At 66.3% G+C, this 17233-nt stretch carries 16 protein-coding genes; 7 read left to right on the top strand and 9 right to left on the bottom strand.

Annotated elements, in window-relative coordinates:
* Nucleotides 1–1893 (bottom strand): ferrous iron transporter B, encoded by a 1893-nt coding sequence (feoB, locus tag ACL58G_RS06725; RefSeq protein WP_440965868.1) that lies wholly within the window; start codon nucleotides 1891–1893, stop codon nucleotides 1–3.
* 10 nt (nucleotides 1894–1903) lie between these two features.
* A complete protein-coding gene (locus ACL58G_RS06720; protein ID WP_413340702.1) occupies nucleotides 1904–2173 on the bottom strand; it encodes a FeoA family protein in 270 nt (89 codons plus the stop codon).
* A 244-nt stretch (nucleotides 2174–2417) separates the two neighbouring features.
* Between ACL58G_RS06720 and ACL58G_RS06715 the strand changes: the two genes are divergently transcribed.
* From ACL58G_RS06715 to bfr, 3 genes are all read left to right on the top strand, one after another.
* Complete coding sequence (locus tag ACL58G_RS06715) at nucleotides 2418–2636, top strand: (2Fe-2S)-binding protein (RefSeq protein WP_036234554.1); 219 nt, start codon at nucleotides 2418–2420, stop codon at nucleotides 2634–2636.
* A gap of 128 nt (nucleotides 2637–2764) precedes the next feature.
* Nucleotides 2765–3445: a PepSY-associated TM helix domain-containing protein gene (locus tag ACL58G_RS06710; RefSeq protein ID WP_413340700.1), complete on the top strand. Its 681-nt coding sequence runs from the start codon at nucleotides 2765–2767 to the stop codon at nucleotides 3443–3445.
* 107 nt (nucleotides 3446–3552) lie between these two features.
* The gene (gene bfr, locus ACL58G_RS06705) at nucleotides 3553–4023 is read left to right on the top strand and encodes a bacterioferritin (RefSeq protein ID WP_413340699.1); all 471 of its coding nucleotides are present in this window, start codon (nucleotides 3553–3555) and stop codon (nucleotides 4021–4023) included.
* Between the two features lie 78 nt (nucleotides 4024–4101).
* Here the strand turns inward: bfr and ACL58G_RS06700 are convergent, their stop codons facing one another.
* From ACL58G_RS06700 to ACL58G_RS06670, 7 genes are all read right to left on the bottom strand, one after another.
* Nucleotides 4102–5061 carry a PfkB family carbohydrate kinase gene (locus ACL58G_RS06700; protein WP_413381471.1) on the bottom strand — a complete coding sequence of 320 codons (960 nt, stop codon included), beginning with the start codon at nucleotides 5059–5061 and terminating at the stop codon, nucleotides 4102–4104.
* The gene (locus ACL58G_RS06695) at nucleotides 5012–6385 is read right to left on the bottom strand and encodes an MFS transporter (protein WP_440965866.1); all 1374 of its coding nucleotides are present in this window, start codon (nucleotides 6383–6385) and stop codon (nucleotides 5012–5014) included. Before ACL58G_RS06695 ends, ACL58G_RS06700 begins: the two co-directional genes overlap by 50 nt.
* Nucleotides 6385–7329 (bottom strand): PfkB family carbohydrate kinase, encoded by a 945-nt coding sequence (locus ACL58G_RS06690; protein ID WP_440965864.1) that lies wholly within the window; start codon nucleotides 7327–7329, stop codon nucleotides 6385–6387. The genes ACL58G_RS06695 and ACL58G_RS06690 overlap by 1 nt, the downstream gene beginning before the upstream one ends.
* On the bottom strand, nucleotides 7326–9101 hold the full coding sequence (locus tag ACL58G_RS06685) for an alpha-amylase family glycosyl hydrolase (RefSeq protein ID WP_440965862.1): 1776 nt from the start codon (nucleotides 9099–9101) through the stop codon (nucleotides 7326–7328). Before ACL58G_RS06685 ends, ACL58G_RS06690 begins: the two co-directional genes overlap by 4 nt.
* Nucleotides 9102–9107: 6 nt before the next feature.
* Nucleotides 9108–11387 (bottom strand): TonB-dependent receptor domain-containing protein, encoded by a 2280-nt coding sequence (locus ACL58G_RS06680; protein ID WP_440965860.1) that lies wholly within the window; start codon nucleotides 11385–11387, stop codon nucleotides 9108–9110.
* A 260-nt stretch (nucleotides 11388–11647) separates the two neighbouring features.
* Nucleotides 11648–12634 (bottom strand): LacI family DNA-binding transcriptional regulator, encoded by a 987-nt coding sequence (locus ACL58G_RS06675; protein WP_440965859.1) that lies wholly within the window; start codon nucleotides 12632–12634, stop codon nucleotides 11648–11650.
* Nucleotides 12635–12665: 31 nt separating this feature from the next.
* Nucleotides 12666–13274 (bottom strand): glutathione S-transferase family protein, encoded by a 609-nt coding sequence (locus ACL58G_RS06670; RefSeq protein WP_413381459.1) that lies wholly within the window; start codon nucleotides 13272–13274, stop codon nucleotides 12666–12668.
* A gap of 165 nt (nucleotides 13275–13439) precedes the next feature.
* On the opposite strand from ACL58G_RS06670, the gene purB reads away from it, so the two are divergent.
* The 4 genes from purB to ACL58G_RS06650 all read left to right on the top strand — a co-directional run bounded on the left by purB (nucleotide 13440) and on the right by ACL58G_RS06650 (nucleotide 17160).
* On the top strand, nucleotides 13440–14819 hold the full coding sequence (gene purB / locus ACL58G_RS06665; RefSeq protein WP_413340650.1) for an adenylosuccinate lyase: 1380 nt from the start codon (nucleotides 13440–13442) through the stop codon (nucleotides 14817–14819).
* Nucleotides 14820–15457: 638 nt separating this feature from the next.
* A complete protein-coding gene (locus tag ACL58G_RS06660; RefSeq protein WP_440965856.1) occupies nucleotides 15458–15994 on the top strand; it encodes a cytochrome b in 537 nt (178 codons plus the stop codon).
* 11 nt (nucleotides 15995–16005) lie between these two features.
* Nucleotides 16006–16560, top strand: coding sequence for a YceI family protein (locus tag ACL58G_RS06655; RefSeq protein ID WP_413381453.1), 555 nt, complete (start codon nucleotides 16006–16008; stop codon nucleotides 16558–16560).
* Nucleotides 16561–16590: 30 nt separating this feature from the next.
* Complete coding sequence (locus tag ACL58G_RS06650) at nucleotides 16591–17160, top strand: YceI family protein (protein ID WP_413381451.1); 570 nt, start codon at nucleotides 16591–16593, stop codon at nucleotides 17158–17160.
* Nucleotides 17161–17233 lie beyond the last annotated feature (73 nt).

The raw sequence follows: 17233 nt of genomic DNA, 5'->3' as shown, positions 1-17233 counted from the left end.
TCAGCTCCCCAGCACGGCCCGTGCGATGTGGAAGGTCAGGAACGAGGCCGTGTACGCGAGCGCGAACATGTAGCCGGCCATCAGGAATGCGTAACGCACGCTGCCCGTTTCGCGGCGCACGACGGACAGGGTCGACAGGCACTGCGGCGCGAACACATACCACGCGAGCAGCGACAGCGCGGTCGGCAGGCCCCACGACGCGGCGATGATCGGCGTCAGCGAGCTGGCCACGTCCTCGCCGCCGCCCGACAGCGCGTACACCGTGCCCAGCGCGCCGACGGCCACTTCGCGCGCGGCCATGCCCGGCACGAGCGCGATGCAGATCTGCCAGCCGAAGCCGATCGGTTCGAACACGACGGCCAATGCGCGGCCCAGCATGCCCGCGATGCTGTAGTAGATCGGCGGGTGCGTCGCGCCTTCCGGTGCGCCCGGGAAGCTGGACAGGAACCAGACGAGCACCATCAGGGTGAGGATCACGGTGCCGACGCGGGTGATGAAGATGCGCGCGCGTTCCCACAGCCCCAGCGCCAGGTTGTGCAGGTGCGGCCAGTGGTAGGCCGGCAGTTCCAGCATCAGCGGCTGGTGGCCCTTGGCGCCCATCGTGCGCTTGAACACCCAGGCGACGGCCATCGCGCTGATGATGCCGGCAGCGTACAGCAGGAACAGCACCATGCCCTGCAGGTTGATGCCGCCGGCCAGTTCGCGGTTCGGGATGAACGCGGCGATCACGAGCGCATACACGGGCAGGCGCGCGGAACACGTCATCAACGGCGCGATCATGATCGTGACGAGGCGGTCGCGCGGATTCTGGATCGTGCGCGCGGCCATCACACCGGGAATCGCGCAGGCGAACGACGACAGCAGCGGGATGAACGCGCGGCCCGAGAGGCCGACGCCGCCCATCATGCGATCGAGCAGGAACGCGGCGCGCGGCAGGTAGCCGCAATCCTCCAGCACGAGGATGAACAGGAACAGGATCAAAATCTGCGGCAGGAACACGAGCACGCTGCCGACGCCGCCCAGGATACCCTCGACGATCAGGCTGCGCAGCGGGCCATCGGCCATGGCACCGCCGACCCACTGGCCGATGGCGTCGACCCCGTTCTTGATCAGGTCCATCGGCACGGCGGCCCAGCTGAACACGGCCTGGAAAATCAGGAACATCGTGGCCGCGAGGATGACCGGGCCGATCACCGGGTGCAGCACGACATGGTCGATCTGCTCGCTCAGGTTGCCCTTGTCGTTGTCGAAGCTGACCGTCGCGTCGATGATGCGGCGCACCTCGCGCTGGGTCTCCTCGACCGGGACGGCGTCGATGGCGGACAGCGGATTCGGTTTGACGTGCAGCTCGAGCGGCATGGCTTCCAGCGCCGCCAGCAGGCCCTTCTCGCCGCCGGCGTGCACGGCCACGGTCTCGATGACGGGCATGCCCAGCTCGTTCGACAGGCGCGCCGTGTCGATCTCGATGCCGCGCTTCTTCGCCACGTCGACCATGTTCAGCGCCAGCACCATCGGCAGGCCGAGGCGCTTGATCTCGAGGACGAGGCGCAGGTTCAGGCGCAGATTCGTCGCGTTGACGACGCAGACGACGGCGTCCGGCGTTTGTTCGCCGGCGCGCAGGCCGGCGACGACGTCGCGCGTGATCGCTTCGTCGGGCGTGTGGGCGTTCAGGCTGTAGGCGCCCGGCAGGTCGAGCACGCGCAATGCGCGGCCGCCCGGCAGCGTGAAGCTGCCTTCCTTGCGTTCGATGGTGACGCCGGCGTAGTTCGCGACCTTCTGGCGCGCGCCGGTCAGGCGGTTGAACAGGGCGGTCTTGCCACAGTTCGGATTACCCAGCAGGGCGATGAGCGGCGTTTTTGCGGCCGCCTGGACCTGCTGATCTACTGCTCCCATGTCGGTTCCATTACTCCGGCTGGATCGAGACCAGCGCTGCCTCGAAGCGGCGCAGGGCGAACGTCGACTGGCCGACCTTGACCGCCAGCGGACCGCCGGGCAGGCCGCGCTTGAGCATGCGGATGCGCTCGCCCGGCACGAAACCCAGTTCCATCAGGCGGCGCGACACGTCGATGCCGCCGTCGCGGCTGCCGATCGCGTTCGGCGCGAGATGGATCACGGTGCCGCTCTGGCCGGCCTTGAGGCTGTCGAGCGTGGTCAGGGTAGGAGCAAGAGTCATGGTGTCGCTTCCGGAGTAAGGGGCGATGCTTTTACGGTTGGGTACATCATAAACCTAAATGCGAATTATTTCTATTTGCGGTTTGTCTACTTCCGCTCTCTCAGCCTTCATTTAACGCAACAACGCAACAAAAACGCTTGCATTCGCGATCCAACTTGAGCAGAATACGAAGGGTAATGAGAATGATTCGCATTATAGACCAAGTAACAACGGCCTGTGATGCATCCACCACCGGAACCGTCCCATGATCGTCTGTGTCTGCAATAACATCTCCGACCGCGAAATCCGCCAGGCGGTCGACCTCGGCCTCACGTCGATGGCCGACCTGTACAAGGAACTGGGCGTCGGCACCTGCTGCGGCAAATGCGTCAGCTATGCGCGCGAAGTAATGCACGAACACCTGGAAAGCAAGACCGTCGTCACCGAGCTGCGCCGCGCGCCCGCCGACGGGATCGTGGCCTGATCCACACACCTTCCCGCGCAGGCCGCCGCGGTGCCCGATATTGCTATGCAAAATCGGTACGTGCACCCGACCATGCACGACCCGGTCTTGGTAATATGTGACTTCCGACGCATCCGGATTTCACTCCCATGCCCGTAATCCCGTTCCGCCCACCGAAAGCGCCCTTTACGGTCCAGCCGCCTCCGCAGCCCACGCGCCGCGCCGTCATCGTCAAATGGCTGCGCAAGACGCATGGCTGGATCGGTCTCTGGGGCGCCGTGCTCGGCTTGCTGTTCGGCAGCACCGGCATCCTCCTCAACCACCGTGCCGTCATGAAGATTCCCGCCGTCCAGGCGCAGGAGTCCACGGTCCAGGTTCCCTTGCCGAGTCCGGCACCCGGCAGTCCACAGGCGCTGGCGACCTGGCTCAAGCGCTCGCTGCGGCTGGAGCCGGAACCCGGGCGCGTAAAAGCCGAGGCCGCGCGGCCCGTCGCGTGGGGCGAGAAGTCGCTGATCCAACCCGCGCGCTGGAGCGCCAGTTTTACTTCACCGTCGGGCAATGTCCAAGCCGAATATTGGGTCGGCAACAGCTATGTGACCGTCAAGCGTGCCGAGAATAATGTCTTCGGCACCTTGGTCAACCTGCACAAGGGCGTGGGCATGAGTGCCGCGTGGATCCTGCTCGTGGACACGCTTGCCGGCTCCATCATCCTGCTGTCGCTGTCCGGCGTCGTGCTGTGGTCGCTGACCAACCGGCGGCGCACCGTCGGCATCGTGATCGGGGCTATGTCGCTGCTGGCGGCGGGCGGCCTGGCGCTGGCGGCGATCTGACGATTTGCAGCGGGCGGCACCGGCATGCGACATCTGGAGTATGCCCTCCCCGCCTGCCTCGTGGTTTGCTATGATGCTATGACGACAACCGCACGAAAAGGCAATCCATGAAGGGCGATCCCAACATCATCCGGCTGCTCAACGCACAGCTGACCAATGAGCTCACCGCAGTCAACCAGTATTTCCTGCATGCACGCATGTACAGGCACTGGGGCTTCGCGAAACTGGGCAAGAAGGAATACGACGAGTCGATCGGCGAAATGAAACACGCCGACCGCCTGATCGACCGCATCCTGATGCTGGACGGCCTGCCGAACCTGCAGGCGCTGCACAAGCTGCTGATCGGCGAATCGGTACAGGAGATGCTGGAATGCGACCTGAAGCTGGAACGCGCGGCCCAGGTCACGGTCAAGGAGGGCATCGCCGCCGCCGAGGTGGCGCACGACTACGTGTCGCGCGACCTGCTGCTGGAGATTCTCGAGGACACCGAGGAACACATCGAGTGGCTGGAGACGCAGCTCGACCTCATCGTCAAGGTCGGCATCCAGAACTACCTGCAATCGCAAATGGGCGAATAATACGTCGGCAATTCGCGTGCAATGGTGGGCGGTAGGGTGGACACCCCGTGCCCGCCATGCGTCGACCGGCAGATTGAATCAGGCCGCGTCGCGCCAGCGCGCGACCCACTTGTCGTAGAAGCCGATATCGCCGGGCACCGCCCCGCTGACCGCACAGATCGCGCCGGCGAATTCGTTGGCGCGCGCCAGTATGAGCTCCAGCGGCCAGCCGCGCGCGCGGCCCAGCATGAAGATGGCGGCGAAGGCGTCGCCCGCGCCCGTCGTGTCGATCACGAACGGCGGCACCGGGTTGTCGCGGGTGGCGATGTAGCTGCCGTCCGCGCCGAAGTACACGGAGCCGCGGTGGCCCAGCGTCACGATCAGCGCCTCCAGCGCAAACCGGTCCATCAGCGCGCGGCAGGCCGCGTGCACCTCTTCCGTCGACAGCGCCGCGTCGTTCGGGCCGATCTGGAAATACCACTGGAACAGCGCCTGCAATTCCTCCTCGTTGACCTTGACGATGTCGGCCGCCGTCAGCGCCTTCGTGACGATCGGTTCGGTCGCGTGGCCCATGCGCAGGTTGAGGTCGAGGAAGCGCTTGGCCGCCGGCGTCGCGTCCAGCACGGCCGCCAGCGCGAGGCGCGAGCGTTCTTCGCGCTGGGCCAGCGTGCCGAAATACACGGTGTCGTACTCATTGCTTCCCACCTCGCCGGAAACACTCGCTGCGGCGGAGGCGGGGTCGATGAAATCGTAGGCCTGGCGCGGCAGCAAGGTGAGGCGCTGGCTCGTCCCCTGGCGCTCGACGACGGCGCGGCCCGTCTCTTCCATCGTATCGATCTGCAGGCCCGTTTCCGGGATCACGAAGCGCTCGAACTCGGCGCGCACGGCGGCGCCATTGCGGTCGTCGCCGATGCGGGTGATCAGGAGGGGCGGTGCCATGAAGGCGGCCAGGTGGCGCGCCACGTTGAACGGGGCGCCGCCCACGACCAGAGTCCCTCCCGCGCCTTCCTCAACGAGCACCTCGCCGAACACCACCGCCATCCCGTTCCACTTCACCATACGCCATCTCCGTCCGTTCGACCGTACCCGGGGCATTGTAGCGCACCAGGCGCATCGCGAAAGCGGCGCAAACGAGCAGCGCGCCGGCCAGGCGGATCACGTTTTCCGGGTTCCCGCCCAGCCAGCTGTGGTAGTACAGCGGCAGGGTGAAGATCTGGATGATCATCGGGATCACGATGAACATGTTGAAGATGCCCATGTAGACCCCCGTGCGTTCCGGCGGCAGGCTGGACGCGAGGATCACGTACGGATTGCCCATGATGCTGGCCCACGCGAGGCCGATGCCGACCATCGGCACGAGCAGCAGCACCGGCGTGTGGATGTGCGGGATCGCGAGCATGCCGGCGCCGGCCAGCAGCAAGCAAACGGCGTGCACGACGTGCGGCCCGTGACGCCGCGCGAACGGCACCAGCGCGAACGCGGCGAGGAACGCGATGAAGTTGTAGAACGCGCCGATCTGGCCGTTGAGCAGGCCCGCGTCGCGAAAGCCCGGCGAGGCCGCGTCGCTCGTGCCGAACAGGGTGCGCGCCAGCGACAGCGTGATGAATTGCCAGTAGCAGAACATCGCGTACCACTGGAAGAGCTTCACGAGGGCCAGCTGCTTCATCGTCACCGGCATGTCGCGCACGGCGGCGCCGATCTCCGCCAGCGTATGCTTCCAGCCGCCGGGCGTGGCGCGCAGCGCCGCCAGCGCGTGCGGCGGCAGCGGGTCTTCCGGCGTCGTCTTCACGGACCACAGCACGGACACGAGCGAGCACACGGCGCCGATCAGGAATGCCGCGACGACGACCTGCGGGATATGGCTGCCGTTGACGGCGTCCTTGTCCATCCCGATCCACACGAGCAGCGACGGCGTCAGGTAGGCCAGCGTCTGGCCCAGGCCCGTGAATGCGCTCTGCGTGAGGAAGCCGAGCGAGTGCTGGCTCGCGGGCAGCTTGTCGCTGACGAACGCGCGGTACGGTTCCATCGTCACGTTGTTCGCGGAGTCGAGGATCCACAGCAGGCTCGCGGCCATCCACAGCGTCGGGCTGTACGGCATTGCCAGCAGGCCGAGGCTGCACAGGATCGCGCCGATCAGGAAGTATGGCGTACGTCTCCCCCAGCGGCTGACGGTGCGGTCGCTCATCGCGCCGATCAGCGGCTGCACGAGCAGGCCCGTGACGGGACCCGCGAGCCACAGGTAGGGCAGGCTCGCCTCGTCGGCGCCGAGGTATTTGTAGATGGGGCTCATGCTGCTCTGCTGCAGCCCGAAGCTGAACTGGATGCCGAAGAATCCGATGTTCATGTTGACGATCTGCCAGAACGTCATACGCGGCTTGGCCATCATGGCTCCCAGCGGTCGATGAATGGACGGTAGAACGCATGATCGTCCGGGACGGCGCCGACGATGCCGCACACGGCGCCGGCGAATTCGTTGGCGCGGGCAAGCGTGGCATCAAGCGCCCAGCCGCGCGCGCGGCCCAGCAGGAACACGGCGGAGAAGGCGTCGCCTGCGCCGACCGTATCGGCCAGCTGCACGGGTACTCCCGGCGTCGGGGTTGAGTGATATGCGCCATCGGCACCGAGATACACGGCACCGCGCGGCCCCAGCGTCACGATCAGGCCCGTCAGGTTAAACACGCGCAGCAAGGTCGCGCACGCGTGGCGCACGTCGGCGCATGCCATGTCGTCCGTCGGGAGCCGCATGTGGGTGTACCAGCCGAACAAATCCTGCAACTCCTCTTCGTTGACCTTGACGATGTCGGCCGCGTGCAGCGACGCGAACACGCACCGCTCCGTCACCTGCCCTTCCCGCACGTTCAGGTCCAGGTAGCGGCAGGCATCGGTCGCGCCCAAGAGCCGCGCCAGCGTATCGCGCGATGCCGGCTCGCGCTGGGCCAGCGTGCCGAAATACAGCGTCGCGGGCGCGGCGGCCGCCATGGCCGTCACCGCGGGCTCCGCCTCGATGGCATCATAAGCCTGGTGCGGCAGTATCGTGAAGCGGTGGCCGCCGTCGCTGTGGCGTTCCACACTCACCCGGCCGGTCGGCAAGGCCGCATCCACCTGCAGCCCGGCCATCGGCAGGCCGAAGCGCTCGAACTCCGCGCGCATGCGGGCGCCATTCTCGTCCAGGCCCACGCGGGTGAGCATCAGGGCGTCCTGTCCCAGCGCGGCCAGGTGGCGCGCGACATTGAACGGCGCGCCGCCGATCACCTGGCGGTCGCCGAAGTCGTCCACCAGCGCTTCGCCGAACACGGCGACGGTTCCATTGACACGTTGCGTCATCATAGCCACACCTGATCCCACGGCGCCAGCGTCACCGCGCCGGCGCGGCCGTACGCGGCCAGGTCGACGGTCAACGCGCGGCCGGAAAAATTGAAGAGACTTAGGAAGCGCTCGCCGCGCGCCAGCGCCAGCAGGGCCGGATCGCCGGCGGGCAGCACCGTGCACGGCGTCCCGGCCGCAAGGTCCGGCGTCGCGCGGCGCTGCCGGATCAGCCGGCGCAGGCCCGCGTACGCGCGGCCGGCCGGCGTCGTGATGTCGTCACGCGCCGCGTGACGCGCTTCGTCGAACGGCGCGCGCTGGATCCAGCGGCTGTCGTGCGCTTTCGCCGGGTCGGCGAGATAACTTTCGTCGTTGGCCATCGCCAGCTCGTCGCCCATGTACAGCACGGGCAGCCCGCCGAAGCACAGCGCGAGGCCGTGCACGAGCAGCAGGCGCCGCAAGCCTTCCTCGGATCCGTCCGCGCCGGACAGCGCCGCGGCCGTGCCGTTGGTCGCGAGGCCGCCCTGGAAGCCGACGCCTGCGGCATAGCTCACCTCGTCATTATAAAAACGCGCGACTTTGGCCAGGCGGTCGAGATTGCCCGCTTCGGCCAGCAGGTGCTTCCAGCCGATGTCGTCGTGGCAGCGCACATAGGTCAGCCAGCTCGCGCCCGACGGCAGCGGCGGCGTGGCGGCGGCGACCGCGCGCACGAGGCCCGCGTCTTCCTCGGCCAGCGCGGCCCAGCCGGCCGTCATGAGGGTGCTGTGGTACGCGAGGTGGCATTCGGGTGCTGCGGCGTCGCCGAAGTACGCGGGCAGTTCGCGCGTGGGCACGATCGCTTCGGCCTTCAGCAGCACGCCCGGTGCGGCGATGTCGACGATGGCGCGCAGTGCCTGCAGCAGCAGGTGCGCTTCCGGCTGGTTCATGCAGTCCGTGCCGAGGCGCTTCCACAGGAAGGCCGTCGAGTCGAGGCGGAACACGTCGATGCCGCGGTTCGCGAGGCGCAGCAGCGCCGCCGCGACCGCTTCGAACACGGCCGGGTTGGCGTAGTTCAGGTCCCACTGGAACGGGTAGAACGTCGTCCACACCCAGCCGCCCATCGCCGGGACATGCGTGAAATTGCCGGGCGCCGCCTGCGGGAACACCTGGCCCAGCGTACGTTCATACGCCTGCGCCTTGTCTTCGTCCAGCACGTGGAAGAAGGCGCGCATGGCGGTGTCGCCGGTCAGGGCGCCCAGCGCCCACGGATGGTCGTCAGACACGTGGTTCAGGATCAGGTCCGAGCACAGGCTGATGCCCGCTTCGCGCAGCGCCGCCGTCAGGTCTTCCAGGTCGGCCATCGTGCCGAAGCGCGGGTCGACCTCGTCGAAGCTCGCGACGGCAAACCCGCCGTCGCTCTCGCCCGCGCGCGGACGCAGGAACGGCAGCAGGTGCAGGTACGTGACGCCGAGGTCGCGCAGGTGCGGGATGCGTTCCTTCACGCCGCGCAGGTTGCCGCCGAACTGGTCGACGTACGCGCTGTAGCCGAGCATCGTCGGCGCGCAGAACCAGCGCGGATCGTCTTCGCGGGCGGCGTCGAGCGCCTGCAGCGCGGCCGGGCGCGCGGCCATCAGGCGCCCGATCCCGGCCATCAGGTTGTCGAACCAGCCGGCGTGGCCGGGCAGGTGGCCGTACAGGCGCTGCAGGCGATCGGCCAGCACGGCCTCGTGGCGCGCAAAGCGGCGCTGCGCGTCGGCGTGGCGACCCAGAGGCAGCCCGTCGAGCAGGCGGCGCAGGGAGTGGGACATCGTGCTCATGGATCCTTAAAACGCGTACTTGACGCTGGCCTTCACGGCGCGCCCCGTGATCGAACGGGCGGCATGGCCGTCGCCTTCGATCTCGGTGTAGCCGATGCGGTTGAACAGGTTGTTGGCGTTCAGGGACAGCTGCACCTTCGGCGTCAGCTGGTAATTCAGGAACGCATGCACGACCGTGTAGCCGGGCAGGACGAGCGTGTTCGCATCGTCGCCCCAGCTTTTACCGGTGCCGACGACGGCCAGGCCGAAGTTGGCCGCGCCCAGGTCGTAGCTCGGCGTGAGCTGGTACACGGCGTGGGCCTGGCGGCGCGGCGTGTGGCCGATCGTGGCTTCGCCGCCCGGTGCCGTCGCGGTGATCTTCGCATTGGTCAAGGTGAGCCCGCCGTTGACGCGGAAGTCGCCCACGCGATAGGCCGCTTCCAGTTCGGCGCCTTTCGCGTCGTAGCTGTTCGCGGTCGACAGCTGCGTCGTCGCTTCGTAGTTGCTCTCGCGGGTCTTGGCATGGAACAGCGTCAGGAACGTGGACAGGCTGCCACTGCGCCATTTCACGCCGCCTTCCAGCTGTTTCACGGTGTTGATGCTGATCGGCGCGCTGCCGTCCAGCGGGGTGCCGAACAGGATGCGGTCGGCGTTGAACGCCACGCCTTCGCTCGTGCGGGCGAACAGTGCCAGCGACGGCGTGATTCTCCAGTTGCCGCCCACCGAATACGAGGTGTGGCCGATGTCGTAGTCGACGTGCTGCACGGTGCCCGGCTGGTACGCCGCCGCATTGGTGGCGATGTTGGCACTGCCCCCGGCGTGCTGGCGGTCGCGGCGCACGCTGGCGTCCACGTTCACGGTGCCCTGCTCCCAGCCGAAGTTCGCGTACGGCGAGTTGGTGCGGTATTCGACGTCGACGGCGCGCGAGCAGCAGCCGCCGAATGCCGGCCCCACGTAGCCCGGCGTCGCGCTCGCGGTCTTCAGCAGCGCGGGGTCGTCGCCGGTCGCCTGCATCAGGTACTGGTTGAAGTTCCAGGTCAGGCCCAGCTTCTGCAGCGACGAGTACCAGCCCGCCGTCACGTTCAGCTTCGCACCGTCGATTTTAAATGTCTTGGTCAGGCGCGCATCGTTCAGCGTGTTGCCCGCGTCGTCGATCGACGTGTTGAAGACGACGGCATTAAAGGCGCGGCCGTTGTAGGCCTGGCCGGCGCTGGGGCCCGTCGCGAAGGTATAGCTGCCCACCGTGCCGCTGTCGGCCGGGAAGACGCCCACGAAGCGGCCGCTGTTGGACGCCTTGCGGAACTTGTCCGTCACGGTCCAGCCATTGCCCAGGTCGAACGAGCCTTCCAGGCCGATCGCATTGCTCTTCACGGACAGGCCGTCGTTGACGTCGCTCGCGACGCGGCCGTTGCCCTTGGTGAGGGAGACGTCCTGCACCCAGTACGGCGAATAGAACGATGCATAGCGCGGGTCGATGCCGGCGATTTCCGAGATGTGGCCGTTGCCCACCAGGACCGGCACGGGCAGCGCCGTCGGGCTCTGGTCGTCGAGGTGCTTGAGCGCGACGCGCACGTAGCCGCCGTCGAAGTCGTGCGTGAAGTTCGCGCGCAGCTGGCCGCCCCGCTCGTCCTTGCCGGCCGCGTTGCGGATGCCTTCGCCGCGGCGGTAGAAGCCGCCGACGAAGAAGCGGTCGCGCTCCGAGACCGGCGCGCCGTAGTCGAAGTCGACGCGCGTGCTGTCGTAATCGAGGCCGCGCGACAGGCCAATGCTGCCGCCCTGCTGCGCACCGTCCCTGGAGATGAAATTGATGATGCCGCCGGGCGAGTTGGTGGCCAGGGTCGAGGCCGAGCCGCCGCGCACGGCTTCCACGTGGTCGAGGGTGCCGTCGATCTTGATGTAGCTGTCGGGGGTGATGAAGTTGAAGTCGCCGAACTGCAGCACCGGCAGGCCATCTTCCTGCATCTGCACGTAGCGCGCGCCGCCCGCGGAGATGGGCACGCCGCGCACGGTGATGTTGGCATTGCCTTCGCCGCCCGACGACTCCGAGCGCACGCCCGGGATCGAACGCAGCACTTCGGCGGCGCTGGTCGGCGCGAGGTTCTGGATGGCGTCCGCTTCCAGCGTGCTGACCGAGACGCTCGACTTCATCTTGCTCGAACCGATCGGCGTGCCGGTGACGACGACGCGTTCCATCTTCAGGCCATCGGTAGCCGATGCCGGCGCGGCGGCTTCCTGCGCGGACGCCGCACCCAGGTGCAGCAAAGCCAGCGCCACGGCACGCGCCGTGAGCTTCATGCGAACTTCCATGTCTCCTCCATTTGTATTCGATTTGTTGGCACCTTGTCAGGCACGCGGCCATTATTTCCCTATTTTTGGAAAAATGCAAACGATTGCAATAGCGTTGCAAAAACGCTGCAACAGATCAACGTAGGGTGGGCACCCCGTGCCCACGCGCTCTTACGCGACGCTTTGGCGTTACGCGTGGGCACGGGGGCGCCCACCCTACGCTTCGATTGCAATCGTTTGCAAAAAAAAGGGGATGCAACGCAGGTCGCGGCGGCGCCCGGTCAGGCGCTGGCGCGGACGATCAGTTCGGTGGGAAGCTGGACGGAGGGTGCGCTGCGGCCGTCGACGAGGACGAGCAGCGCATCGACGAGCGCGCGCGCGGCCACGTCGCGCGGCTGGGCGACGGTGGTGAGCGGCGGGTGGAAATAACTGGACAACTCGATGTCGTCGTAGCCGACGACGGCCACGTCGACCGGCACGTCCTTGCCCAGTTCGCGCATGGCGTGGATGGATTTCATCGCGAGCAAGTCGCTGCTGGCGAACAGGGCATCGTACGCGACGCCGCGCCGGGCCAGTTCCGCCACGGCCTGGCCGCCGCTCTCGGGCAGGAACGACGATGCCACGTGCAGTTGCGGATCGGGAGAGAGGCCGTGCGCGGCCAGCGCTTCCACGTAGCCGCGGTGGCGCTGCTCGACTTCGGGCAAGCTGGTGTCGCCGAAGAAGGCGATGCGGCGCCGGCCCTGCGCCAGCAGGCGTTCCGTCGCGAGACGGCCGCCCGTGACGTTGTCGCCGCCGACCGTCGTGTACAACTGCTGCGGCAGCTGCGCGCCCCAGACGACGAACGGCACGCCGCGCGCGGCCATCTTGTTGAGTTCAGCGTGGTGGCGGCCCTGGCCGATCAGGATCACGCCGATGGCGCGGCCGCCGTCGAATGGGGCGGCGGCGGCGTCGACCTGGTCGGCGTCCACGCGCGAAACGAGCGTGTCGAAACCCTGTTCGCTGAGCGCGTCCGCGAGGCCGCCCAGCATCGACAGGAAGAACGGGTCGGTCAGTTGCTGGCGCGAGGACTGGTCGATCGGGATGACGACGGCCACCGTGCGGTTCTGCTGCAGCCGCAGGTTTTGCGCGCCGATGTTGATCGTGTAATTCAGCGAACGCGCGAGGTCGAGGATGCGGTCGCGCGTTTCCTGGTTGACGAGGGGGCTGTGGCTGAGCGCGCGCGAGACGGTCGACGTCGACACGCCCGCGAGGCGCGCGATGTCGACCATTTGCAACCGCCGGGACGACGAGGACATCGTATCAGTGCGGGACGGTGTCCTTGAACGACGGCCGTTCCGACAGCTTGTCGAACAGGCGCGCCAGGTTCGGATACGCGCTGCGCCAGTCGATGTCCGGGAAGCGGAACGACAGCCAGCCGAGCGTGCAGCCGACGGCGACGTCGGCCAGCGTGTAATGGATCCCCATGCAGAACGGCTGTTCGCCGAGGTTCTCGGACATCACGGCAAGACCGCCGCGCACCTTGCCCATCTGGCGGTCGAACCAGGCCTGGCTCTGCTGCTCGCCCGGGCGCCACGTGCGCTCCAGGTAGGCCAGCACGGCCGCGTCCAGCACGCCGTCCGCGAGCGCTTCCCACACCTTGACGTTGGCGCGGTCGCGGCTGTTCGGGGGGAGCAGCTTGCACACGGGCGTCAGCGTATCGAGATATTCCGCGATCACGCGCGAGTCGTACATCGTGCTGCCGTCTTCCATCACGAGGCACGGCACCTTGCCCAGCGGGTTCGACGCAGCGATCTTCGTTTCCGGCGCCCAGACGTTTTCCAGCTCGAACTGATAGTCGAGCTTTTTCTCTGCCAGGACGACACGCGCCTTGCGCACGTAGGCACTGGTGAAGGAACCGATGAGTTTCATAGATGCTCAGTCATGTGGATTGGCAGACAGTATAGCATCGGCCTATCGCCCGCCAAACGCCGGCGAAACGCCTGCAACGGTGGCCAAATGAGACTTGACAAAGCGGCCAACCCCAGGCTGCCGATGGTAGAATCTCGTTTTTGCACTCACCGCCTCCCTCCTCCCATGACCTCTACCGCATCCTCCTCGACCCTGTCGGCCCTGTCCCCGCTGGACGGCCGCTACGCCGCCAAGACCGACAAGCTGCGTCCGATCCTGTCGGAAGCCGGCTTCATGCACCACCGCGTGAAAGTGGAGATCGCCTGGCTGCAGGCGCTGTCGCAGGCCGGCTTCGCCGAACTGAAACCGTTCTCCGCCGACGCATCCGCCCTGCTGGACAAGCTGGCCGCCGACTTCTCCGACGCGGACGCCGCCCGCATCAAGGAAATCGAGGCCGTCACGAACCACGACGTGAAAGCCGTCGAGTACTGGCTGAAGGAACAAGTGAAGGACGTGCCGGAGCTGGTCGCGGCGTCCGAATTCATCCACTTCGCGTGCACGTCGGAAGACATCAACAACACGTCGCACGGCATGATGCTGAAGGCGGCGCGTGACGGCGTGCTGCTGCCGTCGCTGCAGGCCGTCATCGCCAGGCTGACCGAGATCGCCCACACGAACGCCGACCTGCCGATGCTGTCGCGCACGCACGGCCAGACCGCCAGCCCGACCACGCTCGGCAAGGAATTCGCCAACGTCGTCGCGCGCCTGCAGCGCGCGGTGAAGCGCATCGCGGACGTGGAAATCCTCGGCAAGATGAACGGCGCCGTCGGCAACTACAACGCGCACCTGTCCGCGTATCCGGGCTTCGACTGGCCGGCGTTCTCGAAGAACGTCATCGAACAGCGCCTGGGCCTGACGTTCAACCCGTACACGATCCAGATCGAGCCGCACGACTACATGGCCGAGCTGTTCGACGCGATCTCGCGCACGAACACGATCCTGCTCGACCTGAACCGCGACATCTGGACGTACGTGTCCCTCGGCTACTTCAAGCAGAAGCTGAAGGCCGGCGAGATCGGCTCGTCGACGATGCCGCACAAAGTGAACCCGATCGACTTCGAGAACTCGGAAGGCAACCTGGGCCTGGCCAACGCCGTGCTGCGCCATATGGCCGATAAACTGCCGGTGTCGCGCATGCAGCGCGACCTGACCGACTCCACCGTGCTGCGCAACATCGGCGTGGGCTTCGGCTACGCGCTGCTCGCGTACGACAGCTGCCTGCGCGGCCTGAACAAGCTGGAAGTGAACCCGGCGCGCCTGGAGCAGGACCTGGACGCGAACTGGGAAGTGCTGGCCGAGCCGGTGCAGACCGTGATGCGCCGCTACGGCATCGAGAACCCGTACGAGCAACTGAAGGAACTCACGCGCGGCAAGGGCATCACGCGCGACGCGCTGCAGGAATTCATCGGCAAGCTGGCGATTCCGCAAGATGCCAAGGACCTGCTGCTGGCCATGACGCCGGCGAATTACACCGGTCTGGCGGCGCAGCTGGCGAAGGCTATCTAAGTCGATGAACGTCGCCCCCGCGAAGGCGGGGGCCCAATGTTGCATGAGCTGCCGAAACGCGTGCAGAACCTGGGTTCCCGCCTGCGCGGGAACGACGGGTTTAGCGCTGCCACGTCAGCTTCACCCCACCGTCCCGGGCACCTCGGTCCGCACCGACGCCACGCCATACTCCGCGTGCCCGCCGTTCAGGTTCGTCCCGATCACCGCCCCCCATCCCCGGCGCGAAACGCCAGCCGAACCGGGCATCCACGGCCCAGTAAGCCGGCACGTTCGGAAATCCCGGCGCGCCATTGCGGCGCACGGCCAGTTCCAGTTCACGGTCCGCGTCGATCGCGTGGCTGGAACGCAGCTGGGCCGTGCAGGCGGGATCACGCCCCGTCGTCATCGGGCTGCCATTTTTTTAACATTTTACCTTCACGCATGCGCGGCCCAGTGCGCACATGGGCAGACATGGCATATGCGTCACGGATTGTCCCACTGGCTGAACAAAGTTATCCGTATGGATAGCTTCCGCGCAATATTTGGAACCGTTAAAGTATCCCTATTGCAAATCCACAGCTACCCGCAACTCATGCTAGTGTGCTGGGTAGTTTGGTAATATTTAGTTCTAATTCGTACTAATTCATCGGAGACCCGTCATGCAGCGCTACACCACGACCGCCATCGTGCTTCACTGGCTGATCGCCGTGCTGATCATCGGTGCGTTCACGCTGGGTCTCGTGATGACGGACATTCCCGGCATCTCGCCCACCAAGCTGAAGTATTTTTCGTGGCACAAATGGGCCGGCGTGACCGTGCTGCTGCTCGCCACGATCCGGCTGCTGTGGCGCCTGAAGAACCGTCCGCCGGCGCTGCCCGCCACGATGCCCGCGTGGCAGCGCGGCGCCGCCCACGGCCTGCATCATCTGCTGTACGTGCTGATCTTCGCCGTGCCGCTGTCCGGCTATTTCTACACGCTGGCGGCCGGCTTCCCGGTCGTCTATTTCGGCCTGTTCCAGCTGCCCGTGTTCATCGCCAAGAACCCGGCACTGGCCGCCACGCTGAAGCCGATCCACTACTGGCTGAACATGGTCATGGCCGGCCTCGTCGGCGTGCACGTGGTCGCCGCCCTGAAGCACCAATTCGTCGACCGCGACGGCACGCTCGGACGCATGCTGCCCGGCCGTTCCCACTGAAGGAGAAAACCATGAAATTCACCCGTGGCGGCCTGGCGGCCGTATTGGCTGGCGTGACGCTGATCGCCAGCGCCGTACCGCTGAAAACCGATGTCGCGCACAGCAGCGTCTCGGCCGTGTTCAAGCAGATGAACGTGCCGGTCGAATCGAAGTTCAAGAGCTTCAACGCACAGATCGACTACGACGCGGCGCACCCGGAAAAAGCGACGGCGCGCGTGGACATCGACACGGCCAGCTTCGACATCGGCGAGGCCGAGTACAACAAGGAAGTGGCCGGCAAGGACTGGTTCAACTCGGCCAAGTTTCCGAAGGCAACCTTTGTCTCGTCCGCCATCAAGCCGGCCGGCGCGGGCAAGCTCTCCGTCTCGGGCAAGCTGACCATCAAGGGCCGGGTCCAGGACGTGACCTTCCCGGTCACCGTCAAGCCGGAAGGCGGCAAACAGGTTTTCGAAGGGCAACTGCCGATCAAGCGGCTGGCCTTCAACATCGGCGAAGGCGAGTGGAAAGACACGAGCATGGTCGCCGACGAAGTCGTCATCAAATTCCGCGTCGCAGCGGGACAATAAACACTATCTATCGTTAAAGGATCGCCTTACATGAAACTCAAGCACCTCGCCCTCCTGGCCGTCGCCTTCGCTTCCAGCGCCGCCTTCGCCGCCGACACCTACAAGATCGATTCGAACCACACGTACCCGAGCTTCGAGGCCGACCACTTCGGCGGCCTGTCGAACTGGCGCGGCAAGTTCGACAAGACGGAAGGCACCATCGTCGTCGACCGCGCGGCCAAGACGGGCACCGTCGACATCACCATCGACGCGAACAGCCTGGACTTCGGCCACGCCAAGATGAACGAGCACGCCAAGGGCCCGGACATGTTCGACGTGGCCAAGTTCCCGAACGCCACCTACAAGGGCAAGATCGTGTTCAAGGGCGACGCACCGTCCACCGTCGACGGCGAACTGACCCTGCACGGCGTGACCAAGCCGGTCACCCTGCACATCAACTCGTTCAAGTGCATCCAGCACCCGATGCTGAAGCGCGAAGTGTGCGGCGCCGATGCGTCGGCCACGTTCAACCGTGCCGATTTCGGCGTGGACTACGGCGTCAAGATGGGCTTCAAGCCGGAAGTCAAGCTGGCGATCCAGGTCGAAGCCGTCAAGCAGTAATCGCTCGATCCCAAAGAATAAGCCCCGCGGCCAGCACGGCCGCGGGGCTTTTTCTTTTGCCGGGTTCGTAGCG

The sequence above is a fragment of the Massilia sp. GER05 genome (genome assembly GCF_052056005.1).
Lineage (GTDB): Bacteria > Pseudomonadota > Gammaproteobacteria > Burkholderiales > Burkholderiaceae_D > Telluria > Telluria orientalis.
This window is presented reverse-complemented; position numbering and strand designations above follow the sequence as displayed.